This window comes from Acidaminococcus sp. AM33-14BH, from assembly GCF_003603525.1.
GTDB lineage: Bacteria > Bacillota > Negativicutes > Acidaminococcales > Acidaminococcaceae > Acidaminococcus > Acidaminococcus intestini.
The window spans coordinates 35,738-49,759 of sequence record NZ_QTNG01000004.1 but is presented as its reverse complement, the minus strand read 5'-3'; the positions used below and the strand labels follow the sequence as shown (position 1 = coordinate 49,759).

Annotated in this window: 9 protein-coding genes; all 9 read right to left on the bottom strand. The window is 52.0% G+C overall.

The window, feature by feature from the left end; genetic code table 11:
- Positions 1-136: 136 nt before the first annotated feature.
- Positions 137-4,456 (bottom strand): translocation/assembly module TamB domain-containing protein, encoded by a 4,320-nt coding sequence (locus DW817_RS04050; protein ID WP_120111170.1) that lies wholly within the window; start codon positions 4,454-4,456, stop codon positions 137-139.
- A gap of 341 nt (positions 4,457-4,797) precedes the next feature.
- Positions 4,798-6,117: a TolC family protein gene (locus tag DW817_RS04045; RefSeq protein ID WP_021736579.1), complete on the bottom strand. Its 1,320-nt coding sequence runs from the start codon at positions 6,115-6,117 to the stop codon at positions 4,798-4,800.
- A gap of 125 nt (positions 6,118-6,242) precedes the next feature.
- On the bottom strand, positions 6,243-7,499 hold the full coding sequence (locus tag DW817_RS04040) for an MlaD family protein (RefSeq protein WP_021736535.1): 1,257 nt from the start codon (positions 7,497-7,499) through the stop codon (positions 6,243-6,245).
- Between the two features lie 4 nt (positions 7,500-7,503).
- Entirely contained in the window at positions 7,504-8,265 is a 762-nt protein-coding gene (locus DW817_RS04035; RefSeq protein WP_021736585.1) for an ABC transporter ATP-binding protein, read from the bottom strand.
- 1 nt (position 8,266) lies between these two features.
- Positions 8,267-9,049 (bottom strand): ABC transporter permease, encoded by a 783-nt coding sequence (locus DW817_RS04030; protein WP_021736525.1) that lies wholly within the window; start codon positions 9,047-9,049, stop codon positions 8,267-8,269.
- Positions 9,050-9,311: 262 nt separating this feature from the next.
- Positions 9,312-11,027: a SpoIVB peptidase S55 domain-containing protein gene (locus DW817_RS04025; RefSeq protein ID WP_021736578.1), complete on the bottom strand. Its 1,716-nt coding sequence runs from the start codon at positions 11,025-11,027 to the stop codon at positions 9,312-9,314.
- A gap of 73 nt (positions 11,028-11,100) precedes the next feature.
- On the bottom strand, positions 11,101-11,409 hold the full coding sequence (locus DW817_RS04020) for a biotin/lipoyl-containing protein (RefSeq protein ID WP_021736571.1): 309 nt from the start codon (positions 11,407-11,409) through the stop codon (positions 11,101-11,103).
- A gap of 87 nt (positions 11,410-11,496) precedes the next feature.
- Entirely contained in the window at positions 11,497-12,909 is a 1,413-nt protein-coding gene (locus DW817_RS04015) for a phosphodiester glycosidase family protein (RefSeq protein WP_021736564.1), read from the bottom strand.
- Between the two features lie 70 nt (positions 12,910-12,979).
- The gene (locus tag DW817_RS04010) at positions 12,980-14,020 is read right to left on the bottom strand and encodes a rod shape-determining protein (protein ID WP_120111167.1); all 1,041 of its coding nucleotides are present in this window, start codon (positions 14,018-14,020) and stop codon (positions 12,980-12,982) included.
- Between the last annotated feature and the right edge of the window lie 2 nt (positions 14,021-14,022).

Below are 14,022 nucleotides of genomic sequence, written 5' to 3'. Positions count from 1 at the left end.
AAACGATCAGTCAAAGGGGGCGGGTTCCAGACTGGAAGAGGGCGCTCGCTCTCCATAGCCCGTGAGCCCACCGCCACCTTACGCCGAAAAGGAGCAATGGGCCACGCACCTAGGTCAATCAGGGCCGTGCTTTTCTTTAGAACCTCGTATGATACTGTACACCATACCAGGCCCTGTTTTCTTCGTCGACGGATACGCTGAGGTTCAGGCGGCGGTTGAGGAAGTATTCCGCAAAGATGCTTGAGTCTTCCCCATCGAAGCTTGCCGTATAGCCAAGACGAAGTTTGTCGCCGAAACTTTTAGCCACAAGCCAGTTGTATTGCCGCCGATCATCGCCAATCACTTCATTTGCCCGTTTCGCATCGACGCTAAAGCCAATGCCGGACTGGAGACTGCCACTGTAGACGCGCAGTTCGTCCAGCTGCAGGGCCTGTTTGATGGCATCTTCCACATCGGACAGGTAGCTTAGCTGGATACCAGCGTCGATGAGCCCCATCCAATCGTTGTTGGTCAGGTCCGCGTTATCCGTCTTCAAGGTCAGGAAGCGTTTGAGCGTATTTTCATCCTTGGGCGGATCACTCTTTAGATGGACCTGCAGTCCATCCATGGACAGCGGTCCTTCGATGGTGGCAAGGATCATGTACTGGCCAAGACGCGTAAAAGCTTTCATATCAAGGTGGGGCGTAAACGTTCCTCGCTCCGGCCAAGTGACGATGCTGCGGCCCATCCTAAAGGGGGTATTGAGGTAATTGAGGGTCCCCTTTGTCAGATTGATGGCGCCTGTAATGTCCGGATCTGCTGTCGTTCCCCCGAGGTGGATCTTACCGCCGCCCCAGATATCATAGAAGGACGCCGTATGAAGGTGCATCTTCTCCCCGAGGTCAACGGTAAAGTCAAGACCAATAGGCGATCCGCCGCTGCCAAAACTCGGCACGGAGGTCAGCCCGATATAGAGGTCCTCCAGATTGAGAGCGCCCGCTACAAATGGCATCCCATTTTTCTGTGTAACGGAAATGTCCCCATTGACCTTGCCTCCAATCTGCCGCGAATCAATGAAGACATCGCGGATGGCCGCCGTAAGGGCATAAGGAGATTCCCCGCCATGAAGTTCATAGCTTCCTGACGCCATGACGCTGCCATGATCGCCAATGACGGCAGACAGTTCCTTAAGATTGACTTTCGTTCCTGCAAATTCTGTATCTAGCTTCACGTGGTCGATGGTATTATTCATGCCCCGCAGCTTGATGGTGCCGTCATCGAGACGAATCGCGCCATCTAAGGTATAGTCCTCCAAGGTCCCGCTCACATTGAGGTTTCCTTTCATAGGACCGGTTGCCCACTGGACATATTTCGTAAGCGTCGGCAGGATGTCAAGGTTTGCATTGTCAAGGTGCAAGTCAAGGTTCATCCGCGCGTCGGGATTACGGCGATCCTCCTTGGCCCGTAACAGGTCAAGAGGCAGGGTACCGTAGGCAGACAGCTTATAGATTCCGCGCTGGACAAGGAACTGGTTCAAGGTAAACATACCATCCCGCAGTGTGGCCATGCCGTAAATGGAGTCGAAGGTTACTCCGCTTACAGAGCCGCCCGTTACTTCAAGGGAGAAGTTCCCATTTGGATCATCAAAGGGCCCCTTGACCTGTGCGGCCATATTGAGGGCACCCCCAATTTCCGGCGGATCATCAAGGCTTACCGTAAGGATTTTAGGCGAAATGCCATTTGCCGCGACTTCAAGGTCCAAGGTCCGGTTCTTCATATCCACTTCACCTTGGGCAGCAAAGAGACCGCCGCCTTTTTCAAGGGCCTGGAGCTGGTTGATATGCCAAACGCCGAGGTGACCAAAAATATCAAAATCAGCGGAATCAAAGGGAACACCCTGCACTTTTCCATCTTCCACCTTACCTTTGATGGCAAGGCCCGTTCGGCGTCCATTCGGATTAAGGGCAATGGTACCGGAAAGAAACCCATCAATATCAAGGTCGTAGCCGCCCATTTTAAGGAGACTCCGTACGTTCCCCCGCTCCACTTCCGCTTTCCACTGGTAGTAATGGTTCAAAAGGTCAATATGAGCGGACAGGAAATAGTCTCCTCCTGATTTCTGCTGGAAGGAGCCTTCAAGTTCATTGATTTTGCCCCCCGTGGAATCAATGGATAGGGCAAGTCCCGTGAACTCCTCACCGTTGATGATTACGGAATTTGAGGACAATACACCGGTGAAAAGCGGATTGGAAAGGTTGCCGCTTACAGCCCCGTTAAAGTTCACGCTGCCTTGGAGACTGGCTGCTTCCTTAAGCCAAGGCAGACGCTGGAGCATGATGCCGTAGGCGTCGATTCCTAGGGCAAGGTCTCCATTTTTAGCAATGGTCCCTGCAAAGGTTGCGGTCGATGTCAAGGCCTGGAGCTTGAAGTTTTTCATCGTAATAGCGCCGTCATTGACGGAGTAGTCACCAGATAGCTCATCGACAAGGAACTTATTGACCGAGCCATCGTAGGCCCGCACATGACCCGTAATATTAGGATTTTTTAGCGTCCCTGTCACGTGGACCGTATTGGTGAGGTTTCCTGTAACAGGAAGAGGCAGGGCAAAGGCATCGGAGAAAGGTTCAAGACGTACGCCCTTGGTGACGACTGTCAGGTCAAGCCATGGATCATCACCCGTAAGGACAACGGAGCCATCAAGTTCGTGACGGCCTTGCGGCGGATCAAGCTCCACCTTCGTCAGACGGACGACACGATCCTTCCAGCTGACAAGACCGTGGGCTTCTTTTGCGATAAAGCCTTTAACGGAGACATCCTTGAGAGAAAAGGCTGCCGTCCCTTCTGGGTCATCCGTGGTTCCTTCAATCATCATGTGGGCAGAAAGGAGACCCTCTCCTTCTTCTCCGAAGGAGGCAAGGATAGGTCCCACAGGGAGATCCGTAACATAAAAATTTCCCTTAAGGGCTGAGCCTTCAAGACTGCCCGAGCCTGTCACAGAGCCGCCATTTTCCGAATTGGCCGCAAAGCGGTCCAAGGTCAAGCGACCCTTTTCATACACAGCGCCCAAATCAACATGGGTAAAGGAGAGCCCATGGACCGTGAGGGACAGATCATCACTAAGGACGTGGGCAAAAAGGTCATCATCATAGCGTCCCTCAGCATAGAGGTCGCCGGAAAGGACAATGCTGCCTACATCAGGGGCCACCGCTCCCAAATCAAGACTCTCGCTTTTAAGCGTCGCAGCAAAAGTGCGGTCCTGCGTATCATATGAAGCCGTCAAGGTTCCTTTGCCGCCAGCAAGATAGAAGGTTCCGTCCGTAACATTTACTTGGGTTCCCTGAGCCGAAAGGGGCAAGTGAAGGTTATCTATTTCATATCCATTCACGGTCAAGGCCGGACTGTCCACGGTTCCCGCGGCAAGAAGGCTGTCAAAAGAGCCATCCAGGGAGGCACTTGCCGTAACACGGCCTGAAAGAGGAAGGTCCAAGGGAATTGCGTCAAGGTCAAAGTCATCCGTCTTTACAGCAAATTGGTGAAAAACAGGCGTCTGTGCGTCTGTAAGGTCAAGTCCCCCATTCAAGGTAACCGATGACCTATCAAGGGACACCGTAAAATCTGTAAAAGCAAAGTCCTTATTATCAAAGTGGACTGTTCCTACAGCCGTAAGCGGCAGCAGGAGATTGTCCTTATGAACGGATAAGGATAGGGAATCTGCCTTGACGCTCCCCGAAAGCTTACTTTCCTGATCATCGTTGCGCCAGGTAACAGAAAGCTTTGAAAGGGTTCCTGCAAGATCCGCTATAGGGGCATAGTGTGCCACAAGGGCCGCGTAGGGCGTTACGCAAAAAGTTTCAGTGCTCGCCGACACTTCTCCGGTTCCGTCACTTTTAATGGAACCAATCAGCTGCAGCTTCTCCCCCTTTACCGTCGTAAGATCCATGTCAAGACCATAGACAGGGTTATGGACAAGGTCAATGGAACCGGATGCACCGACATGCCATGCGCCATAAGGCGTTGAAAGCTGAATCGAGCCTCGATTGACCGTCACTAAGCCGCGGAAGTCCTCACTGGACGACTCAGACTTTTTAATAAGATTTTCCACGTTCCAGCGATCGCTGCTGTCCATGACCATATACACCGTTGGATCGTTGATGGCAACAAGGCTCACCATCCTACTAGTTCCGTGTCCCAGCAACAGGTTCAATGGATTGACGCGAACAGCGACTTCCGGAATCTTTGCCACAAGGATACCCGCTCGGTCATAGACCGCACTGTCCTTGATGCGGAAGGTCAGGTCCGGGCTGACCTCAATCCGGTCAATATGGAGTTTTCCGTTGATATACTGAGCCGCTGTTTCCTCCACCATGGGCCGCACCGTGGGGAGCACCCTTGGCATGAGAACCTTGAATGTCCCTACATAGAGTGCCGGTATGACAAGGAGAAGGAAAGGCAGGCGTTTTTTCCATTTTGGCCGCATGATCCGCCTTTCTGGAACGGGATACCGTTCCCCTTGGGAAAATCGGGTGAAAAAGGGGCTGGTTGTTCCGTTTTCCCATAGATACAACTATAGTATACCAAAGTGAAGGGAAAGAAGAAAATAAATTTTAGTTGAACGGGATTAGGAATGCTGTAATGCTATGAGGGAGTAACGCTAAAACTGTAAAGCGCGGTGCAAATTCATTCGCAGTCCGACGGGCCGGCCCTTTCCTAAGGTGAGACGTCCATCACACAAAAGAACATGCCCCCATTGTTTCCATAGAACAATGGGGGCATGTCTTCACATCAAATCGGTCGATTTGTGCGCCGAGCACTCCTATCTTATTCTTCCACATCCGTCGGAACACCCATGGACTGTTCAAGCAGTGCCCATGACGTGTTGTAATCATAGAGGGCTTGGATGTAGTTATTTTTGGCGGTCGTCAGGGCAACGGAAGCATCGAGGACGTCCGTGTTCGTTCCCACACCGGCCTGGTAGCGCAGCTGGGCGATACGGTAATCTTCTTCTGCTTGTTCAACCGCGACTTCCGTTGTCTTGATGCGTTTTTCTGCTTCCCGCATGCTAAGGTACGACGTTCTGACAGCAAGGTTCACTTGATCGCTGATCTGGCGATAGCTTTCCTCGGCTTTGACAACGTTAGCCTTGGCCTGACGGATCTTAGCAGCATTGACGCCATAGTCCCAGATGTTGAAGTCCACAGAAGCCCCAACGGACCACTCATATTTATGGGCACCAGGGAAACGGTCATCAGCCCAGCCATTAGCGGCGCTGAGGCTCAATTGTGGCAGGGTTGCCGCGTTGGCAATCTTTTGTTCTGCTTTTGCCATATCAACGGAAGCCTGGGCCTGATGGATCTCGGGCCGGTTCAGCATGGCATAGGACAGGCAGTTATCAAGGGTATAATCATTGGGTTTATATTCCAGTCCTTCACTCAAGGAAAGAGGGGTTCCCGTCGGAAGTCCCAAGACATTGTTCAAGGTGGCTACAGCCACATCATAGTTATTTTGGGCCTGGGTCAGGGTCTGCTGGGCATCGACAAGTTCCACCTGACTGCGAAGAACATCGACTTTTGCGGAAACACCTACATTAAACTGGGACTGGGTATTCCTCAGATGCTCAGCCAGCCGGTCCACGGTTTCTTTCTGGAGGTTCACCGTATTGATGCTTTCAAGGACATCATAATATCCCTTGGCCGCATTGTAGCGCGTCGTCTGGTAGGCGCTATTCATGCCATATTCATAATATTTTTGGTTGGCCTTGGCTTCTTCTATCTGACCTTCGAGTCTCCCGCCCGTGTAGATAGGAACGGAAATGCTCACAGTGTTCGTGCTGCTGTTTGTCCCCACAGGGCCAGTAGCGAGCGTTGCACCAGCAGCCGTCTTATACCTCATGTTCCGCCCCGTGGAATGAGCAAAATCAATGCTTCCCCAACGAGCTGCCCGAGCCGCGTCAAGTCCTGCCTTAGCGGCATCCAGTTCGGACGAGGAAATCTTGACATCAGAGTTATTTTCAAGGGCCATGCGAACGGCCTTATTCAGATCGAGGCTGACAGATTGAGGTGCCTCTTGGGCAAAAGCGGTACCAAGAGACAGGACACTCAAGAAGACAGCGCCGATCAGTGCTTTTTTATGGATATGCATGACGTATCGTACCCTCCTCAAATTCTGACTGGCTAGTCAGTAATACACATTATATGCGCAATATTTTTGAAAGTCAACGGGGTGAGCCGGTTTTTACTCCCGTTCCACCAATTGTTCACAAATCCTTAAAAACGGGCCCTCAGTCCCAAGTAGGTGAGATCACTATGCCCATCAAGGACATCCATGTTTTCTCCAATGAGGGACAGTTTTGGGGAAAAGGCCCACTCAGCGCCTACCTTGAGCTTACCGTCATTGAAGTCATAGTAATCCGTAAAGAGATGGAATTTGGGCGACAAGAGCCAATCCGCACCAACACCAAATTCGCCTTCCATGAGGCCAACACGGCCCACAATGAACTTGCCAAGGCGCTTGTTGTAATGGAAATTGAAATCATCATCGCCGCCGGCGTCGCTCACACCGAGGTAGAAGAAATCATTTTGGCTTGTCGGCAGTTCGGCACCGATATCGGCACGCCATTTACTGTCCTTGTCGCGATACATGACATCTGTCCGAATGCGGGCATCGGCAACGACGCCCATGACGCGGTTTGCTTTTTCGCTTGTTTCAGCCGCGTTATGGATGGTAATCTTAAGATCGTCCTGGACCTTAGGGTCGGTCACAACGCCCTGAAGGGAAGCCGCTGTTTCCTTGATGGTTTCACTGACGTCCTTCATATTGGCCGCCATGAGGGCTACGTTGCGGCCCGTTTCGCCGTTATTGTCAGCCTGGGTCATGATGCTGTTCATGTGGACTGTCATTTCCTTCATTTGGCCGACCATGGCATGGATATCACCTTGGTTATCCTGGGCCATCTGGGCCAAAGCCTTCGTAAAAGCATTGAGGTTCTTTGTGATTTCTCCGGTCTGGACAAAACCTTCCCGCATGGACTTCTGGACAGCTTTATCACCAAAGACGTTGCTGAAGGCATCAGCAACAGTCTCCAATTTTTCCATAACCTTGCCCGATGAATTCATGAGCTTATCAACGCCTCCCGTTGTTTGCCCCGTGATTGTCTCCCCTTCCCGGAAGGTGACACCCGTAGCAATCTCCGGAGGGGTAATGGTAACAAACTTGGTTCCCATGACGCCGTCCATGCCAATGCCAAACTGGGAATTACGGGGCACTTTTTGTTTCTGGTCAATTTTCATGACAACCTTGACTTTGGACCCATCGACGAGAATATCATCGACCTTTCCAATCGGAACACCGGCAAAGCGGACTTCGTTGCCGACTTTGAGACCATTGACATTGTCAAAGATGACATTGAGCTTATACTGCCGGGACGCAAAACTGAATACACCCAAAAAGGTGAGCATCAGCGCCAGGATAACAAACCCGCCCAGCGTCACGGCTCCAACTTTTACTTCGTCTGTGGATTTCATGATTTCACTCCTTTGTTGGGTTCTCTTCAAATAGGTCACTGCGGATGAAGGCCTTTACAAGGGGCTGGTCCGTATGACGGGCCTCGTGGGGCGTCCCAGAAAAGACAATCTTACCCTGATTGAGCATGAGGATTCGGTCCGCGCAGAGGAAGGCGGACGCCATATCGTGGGTTACAAGGACGGACGTAATGCCCCGCTTACGTTTCGTATCAAGGATAAGCTGACTGATGTTTGCCGCCATAATGGGATCAAGGCCAGCCGTAGGTTCATCATAAAGGATGATTTCAGGATCAAGGGCAAGGGCACGGGCGAGGTCAACGCGCTTTTTCATTCCCCCAGAAAGTTCTGCGGGATAGGCTTTTTCGTTCCCAGAAAGTCCTACGGACGAAAGGAGGTCCCTTACCCGCAGTTTGATATCGTCTGTTAGCATGTGGGTATGCTGCTTAAGACCAAAGGCCACATTTTCTTCCACTGTCAGAAAATCAAAAAGGGCAGAATACTGGAAAACCATCCCCATGTGAAGTCGCAGTTCGTTCCACTGTTTTTCCGTAAAATGATTGACCTCACGGCCTTTTATCCGGACACTGCCCCCCATCGGTTCAAGAAGCCCAATAAGAAGTTTCAGGGTCGTACTTTTGCCCGTACCGCTCGGACCGATAATAGCAACGGTCTCTCCTTTTTCAACGGAAAAGGATACATGGTCAAGGACCGTCTTGTCCCCAAAGGACATGTCCACGTCCTTAAATTCAATTACCGTTTCGCTCATATCAGCCTCCATGGACGTACAACATAACGGAGAGGAAATAGTTGAAGATAAAGATCAAGATAATGGAAAGAACAACGGATGCCGTTGTAGCCTTGCCTACCCCTTCGGCCCCTTGCTGAGCATTAAGGCCCTTATGGCATCCGATGACGGCGATGATGGCACCAAAAACGGCACCTTTGATGAGGCCGCCCACAAGGTCCCAAGATTCAACGAAGCCACGAATGGATTCGATGAACATATGGCTCCCGATTCCGGCATAGTTCATAGCAACAAACCCGCCGCCGATATCACCGACGAGGTTGGCATAAATAACCAGGATGGGCATCATGAGCACAATGGCGAGAAAGCGCGGGGCCACAAGATACTGGGTTGGACTAGTCGCCATAACGCGTAGGGCATCGATTTGTTCCGTGACCTTCATAGTACCGATTTCAGCAGCAATGGCGGCTCCGATTCGGCCGGCCACAACAACACCGGCAAGGATAGGTGCCAACTCGCGGGCCATAGCAATGGCCACAATGCCGCCGACGGAATCAGCTGCACCAAAACGGACAAATTCCTTCGCCGTCTGAACGGATAGGACCATGCCCGTACACATACTCGTCATGCTTACAATAGGCAGGGAATCTGCCCCAAGCTTTGCCATCTGGCGCAGGACCTCCCGCGGTGTGGCCTTGGAAAGGGCGCTGCATGTCGCAAAAAAAAGATTCATGATGCGTCCTGTCGCCTGAAAGGCATAAACGGCCCGGCGGCCCAAATAGGCACAGATTGTCTTAAGTCCCATGACGTAACTCCTTTATTGCAGGAACGCAGGCGTTCTGCATACTTAGAAATCATTCTATCATTATACCGCATTTTGTAGAAAAAATTAATGAAAAAATAGGTCTCTTTATGAAGCCTTGCTGGCCCGTCACGACTTGTATGCGAGAAAAATCGTCCGGACAGTTTTCCTGATACGGCATGAGCCCATTGCTTCAGGACCTTCTTTCCTAAAGCAATGGGCTCACTATCGTTATCAAGGTGCCGCAATTATTGCGGGAATCATTTTATCGCTTTTTCACCTGCACTGTAATTCCTGTTTCCCCGCTGATGATGAAGTCCATGGTATATTTCTGCTTGTTTGGGCTTCCTTTGAGGAGGGTCGAAACACCGGAAGCAAAGCTTTGGGCATCTCCGTCCTTAGCTTCTACAGAATCAAGATTCTGGGCAAGATCTACGACAATTTCATTATTGGCATCCATACTATTGAAATCACTCAGGAAATCCTTGAATTCCCGCTGAGCATTGGCCATAGAGCCAGCCATCTGCTCATCCCCCGCATTTTGCTGGTTACGGCGGTTCAAGGCGTTTTGCAGCCATTGTGTCGCGTTGCCGCTGCGTACAATGAGGTTCATGGGCCCCGGTTTCTGCTTATCAGGGACCTTGAAGTGGATGGTCCTCGTAAATTCCTTGGCCCGATAGGGCTTAAAGGTCAGGCGAATGGGCAGATCCCCGCCCTGTACCACAGGCTGATTGGGGAAGGAGGCGCTGACCAGTTCCGCTACTTCGCACTGAGCGCTTGTTTCCACATCAACATTGACATCAAAGATCTTCACCGTGTCAAAGCGGTTGTTCATAAGCATATCAAGCGCGATATTGAGCTCGGAATTCGTGATCTTGCCGATGTCCTTGCTGCTATAGAACATGTTCTCCCGGCGCAGGCGGATGGGACCTTCCTTCTCTCCCTGGGCAGTTACGGTGAAACGGATACGGCTTGTTCCGCCGCCTTTACGGTCCTTGGCAAGGCTTACGGCGTTATACGCAACCCCGTCCACAAGGGTTGGCACAAGGTCCTCATCAGTGACAAGCTGAACATTCGTTGATTGGTGAAGGCCACGGTCCATATCAGTGACAGACACGTACATGGGGATGATCTTGGCATTTTCTCCCAATTTTCCCGCAACGCCGCTTAAGCGATCCTCTGTAATGCGCCCCAAGGTATCACCAAGAGAGCCCACTTTAAAGGCGCTCTGAATATTAGGGACAGCTGCATAGATATAGGCATTTGTCATGAAATAGTCACTCTTACCATGCTGCATAAAGGGATGACCAAAAGCCAGGATATGGCCATCATCCCCCACCCAAGTAACAGTGCCAATGGCACCAATATTCATATCACCCCGGACCAAGGAAACACCGACGGAACTTCCCGGTTCGAGTCCCACACCGGAAAGAGCATCAGCCCCTGTCGGTACGGCATAACTTGTAAGACCAAAGGGTTTCAAGTTCTCGTTGAGGTGATGAAGTCCATCTTCCGTAAACCCACTGACCATGAGGGGCGTGCTTTTTGCCGCGAGGCCCTCAAAGACGGACGGACGCGGATCAGGTTCCTGAAGCATATCGAGCATCTGGCTAATGGGGGTCAAAAAGCAGTAGTTAGGGTCTGAAAAGGCCTGTCCATACGCCACAGCACCGGCTAGGCGTCCATCAATATAGACCGGGCTGCCGCTCATGCCTTGGGAAATACCGCCATTTTTCCTGAGGTTATCTCCAGAAGCACGGATGAGGATGCTATAGCCCCCTGTTTCCGAACCGGTCACGCCAAGGACCTCCACATCAAAGGTCTCTATCTTGGTACCTTGGAAAACGGTCTTGCCGTAGCCCGTCATGCCTGGGCGCAGCTCCTCCACCGCAATGGTGGGTACATTGGCAAATGCCACCGAAATGAGCATCATCCAAACAAGGCTTACCATGAGCCCCATTCGTTTCAAAAAGCGTAGCATAGGTCCTCCCTACTTTTGTTATAGATACGAAAAAGAAGCTGCAACCCTTCACGCGCTGCAGCTTTAAGACTTGTTATGGTTCTTCAATCTGGGCAACAACTTGGCCAGCCGAAACCGTACTTCCTGGCTTTGCCGATACGGAAACGACCTTGCCGCTGCAGTTGGCTCTTGCAGCCGACGCCGAACCAGCAAGGGTCTTGACCGTAACCAGGACGCTGCCTTCCTGGACAGAAGCCCCAACGGAAACAGCGGTCACCACCTGTCCGGAAAGACTGGCTGTCTGCGGTCTTGTGGTTGCTGCCTGAGCAATACCCAGCGCAGCAATGACCATAAGGATAGCGAGGGCCCACACATTTCTTTTATGGAGTAAATTTCTCATCATGATATCCACCTTCTTTATGACAACGACAAATTAGGTTTCGTTGTAGCTATCATTATATATCGAAAGTATCCCTTCATGCAAGTCCCCTTAGCGCGGGAAAAGGCCCAGAGCCACACGGACTGGCCGTTCAGCACCATCGCTGGGACGGTTCTTCACGGCTCCATTCACCACCATTTCACTGGATCCTCCGCCGTCAAAGTTCATGGCCCGATCCGCGCCAAGCTGGATCAGGTAACGTGCCAGTTCAGGAAGGGTCATCCCTGCACTGCGGCTTGACCGTCCGTCTGCCACCACAACAAGGATAGTCCCATCCTTCTTGATGCCAACCGCGGTCCGGGGTGCCCGTCCATCCGCGATATCGGAAGGAATCTCTTCAAGACTTGCCGTCACATTCACAAGGCCGTCATAAACCAGAAGAGGCCCTGCCGTACCCACACTAGGCGCCTTATCGGCAAGAGGACTGCCAAGACTGGTCTTGATCTTGACCTTATCCCCAACAGCAAGGGGGCGCAGGAAGTCCGCTGCCGTGCCATGTCCGGAAAGAACGGTCATGTTCCAGCTCATGGGCATGCTGCCTGTTGTGCCAGTCTTTATGACGCGGCCGTTACGGATGGCCACTTCCACGCCTGCCGCGTTCGTATCCGTTGTATCGTCATAGCCATTATTATAAAAAATCAGGTCATTTTCAAGGCGCATGCGATTCAGACCCGTTATCTTCATTTCCGCCCCATCAGGTCGGGTCACGGTGCCCGTAAAAGAAAGCCGCGGCAAGATGGCTGCTTTTCCCTTTTCTTCAAGAACGAGACCTGTGCGGGGCGTTTCTTCCATACCAAGCCACTTGCCACGAATCTTGAGATTTCCAACAACCCAGATATCGGAGTCAAAATAGGAAGCATTGACAAGGGCCTTGGCCCCAGAACGGCGGGAAATCATGGAAAGGGTCCCCTTTTGGATGGTATGGCCATAACCCGGTACAAATTGGAGTTCATAAGCACTGTCAGGCGCAATCGTGAGAACATAGGTGTCAACATTGCCTGCTCCCAAATTAACGCGGCTCTTTCGGTAGGTCACCCCTTTGCCGAGGTTCTCGCCCGTTTTTTGGGGGGATTCCGTGCTGCTTTTGCTCTTTGTCGGAAAATCAATGACCAAGCGGCCTGGCTTCTTAAGGAAAAAGACCTTGTAGTCCGGTACACTTTCCCGGAAGGTGACGACAAGACGGCTCTTTTTTCCCAATGGCGCCAGGACCGCGTTTTTGACGCGCCGGTCCCTCACCCGTACGGACCGCGTCCGGTCCGTCTTGGCGTCAAAGGTAAGGATGAGTGTCCTGCCTTGGGCCCGTTCCTCATAGTGCATAGTCTCATCAATATCCATGACAAGCCGCGCCCGTGTATCCTTGACGCCGCCCCGAAGGTCACTGATGGTTGCTGCCATGGCCGAACCAGCCATAAGACTTGCTAGAAGCGCAATGGTCAGGGTTCGCCCAATTTGTTTTATGTTCATGTTTTTTGTTCCCTCTCATACAGATGAAAACGGGGCGCCGCACAGCAGCACCCCGTCTATGATGTTGTTGCTATTCCTGATGGAGCAGTCCGTCCATGATGACCGAATGGGAAAAAGCCTTGCCGGCTCCGATGGCAACGCAGTCCAAAGGATCTTCAGCGACCTTTGTCCGAATGTGTGTATCAGACTGGACAACGTCGGCCAGTCCCTCCAAAAGAGCACCCCCACCCGTCAGGACAATGCCTTCACTAAGGATATCCGCCGCAAGCTCCGGCGGCGTCTTTTCGAAAACGGAACGGATGCATGATAGGATCTGGGATACGGGTTCCCCCATGGCACGCATTGTGTCACGGCTCGTCATGCGCAGTGCAGTCGGCAGGCCCGTAATCTGATCACGTCCGCGGACGAGCATATCACCGTGCATTCCCAGACGGCTCACACTGCCAATCTGGAGTTTGATTTCTTCGGCCACGTTGTCTGCGACCTGAATGTTCAAATCCTTTTTGAGGTAACGCACAATGGCCTCATCAAATTTATTGCCGCCGATGCGCAGTGCCTTGCTGGCAACAATACCGCCAAGGCTGATGACGGCCACATCCGTCGTCCCGCCGCCAATATCGACGACCATGCGTCCTTTTGCTTCCCGCACGTCGATGCCAGCTCCAATGGCCGCTGCCAAGGGTTCCTCAATGAGAAAGGTCCTTGCCGCGCCAGCCTGGGCACAAGCCTCAATGACAGCTCGCTTTTCAACACTTGTCACTCCCGTCGGGATGCAGACCATAAGACGGGGCTTAAAAAAGATGTTGCGTCCTACGACCCGTTCGAGAACAGTACCAAGCATGCCGGCAGTCGCTTCATAGTCGGCGACAACGCCGCCAGCAAGAGGTTGGACCACATCGATGCGGTCAGGCGTCTTCCCCAGCATTTCCTTTGCCCGCCGACCGACGGCAACGACTTTTCCATTTGTTTTGTCAATGGCCACCATGGAAGGCTCACGGTAAACAATGCCCCGCTCTGGCAGGAAAATAAGCAGATTGCTCGTTCCCAGGTCCACGCCGACGTCAACATTGGTAAAGAGCCTTGACAGGAAACCTTCTTCCAGCCGCTTCATAT

What these genes read in the sequence shown, in the direction of transcription:
- DW817_RS04050 (WP_120111170.1), bottom strand. Translation starts at nt 4,456, where the DNA reads ATGCGGCCAAAATGGAAAAAACGCCTGCCTTTCCTTCTCCTTGTCATA.
- DW817_RS04045 (WP_021736579.1), bottom strand. Translation starts at nt 6,117, where the DNA reads ATGCATATCCATAAAAAAGCACTGATCGGCGCTGTCTTCTTGAGTGTC.
- DW817_RS04040 (WP_021736535.1), bottom strand. Translation starts at nt 7,499, where the DNA reads ATGAAATCCACAGACGAAGTAAAAGTTGGAGCCGTGACGCTGGGCGGG.
- DW817_RS04035 (WP_021736585.1), bottom strand. Translation starts at nt 8,265, where the DNA reads ATGAGCGAAACGGTAATTGAATTTAAGGACGTGGACATGTCCTTTGGG.
- DW817_RS04030 (WP_021736525.1), bottom strand. Translation starts at nt 9,049, where the DNA reads ATGGGACTTAAGACAATCTGTGCCTATTTGGGCCGCCGGGCCGTTTAT.
- DW817_RS04025 (WP_021736578.1), bottom strand. Translation starts at nt 11,027, where the DNA reads ATGCTACGCTTTTTGAAACGAATGGGGCTCATGGTAAGCCTTGTTTGG.
- DW817_RS04020 (WP_021736571.1), bottom strand. Translation starts at nt 11,409, where the DNA reads ATGATGAGAAATTTACTCCATAAAAGAAATGTGTGGGCCCTCGCTATC.
- DW817_RS04015 (WP_021736564.1), bottom strand. Translation starts at nt 12,909, where the DNA reads ATGAACATAAAACAAATTGGGCGAACCCTGACCATTGCGCTTCTAGCA.
- DW817_RS04010 (WP_120111167.1), bottom strand. Translation starts at nt 14,020, where the DNA reads ATGAAGCGGCTGGAAGAAGGTTTCCTGTCAAGGCTCTTTACCAATGTT.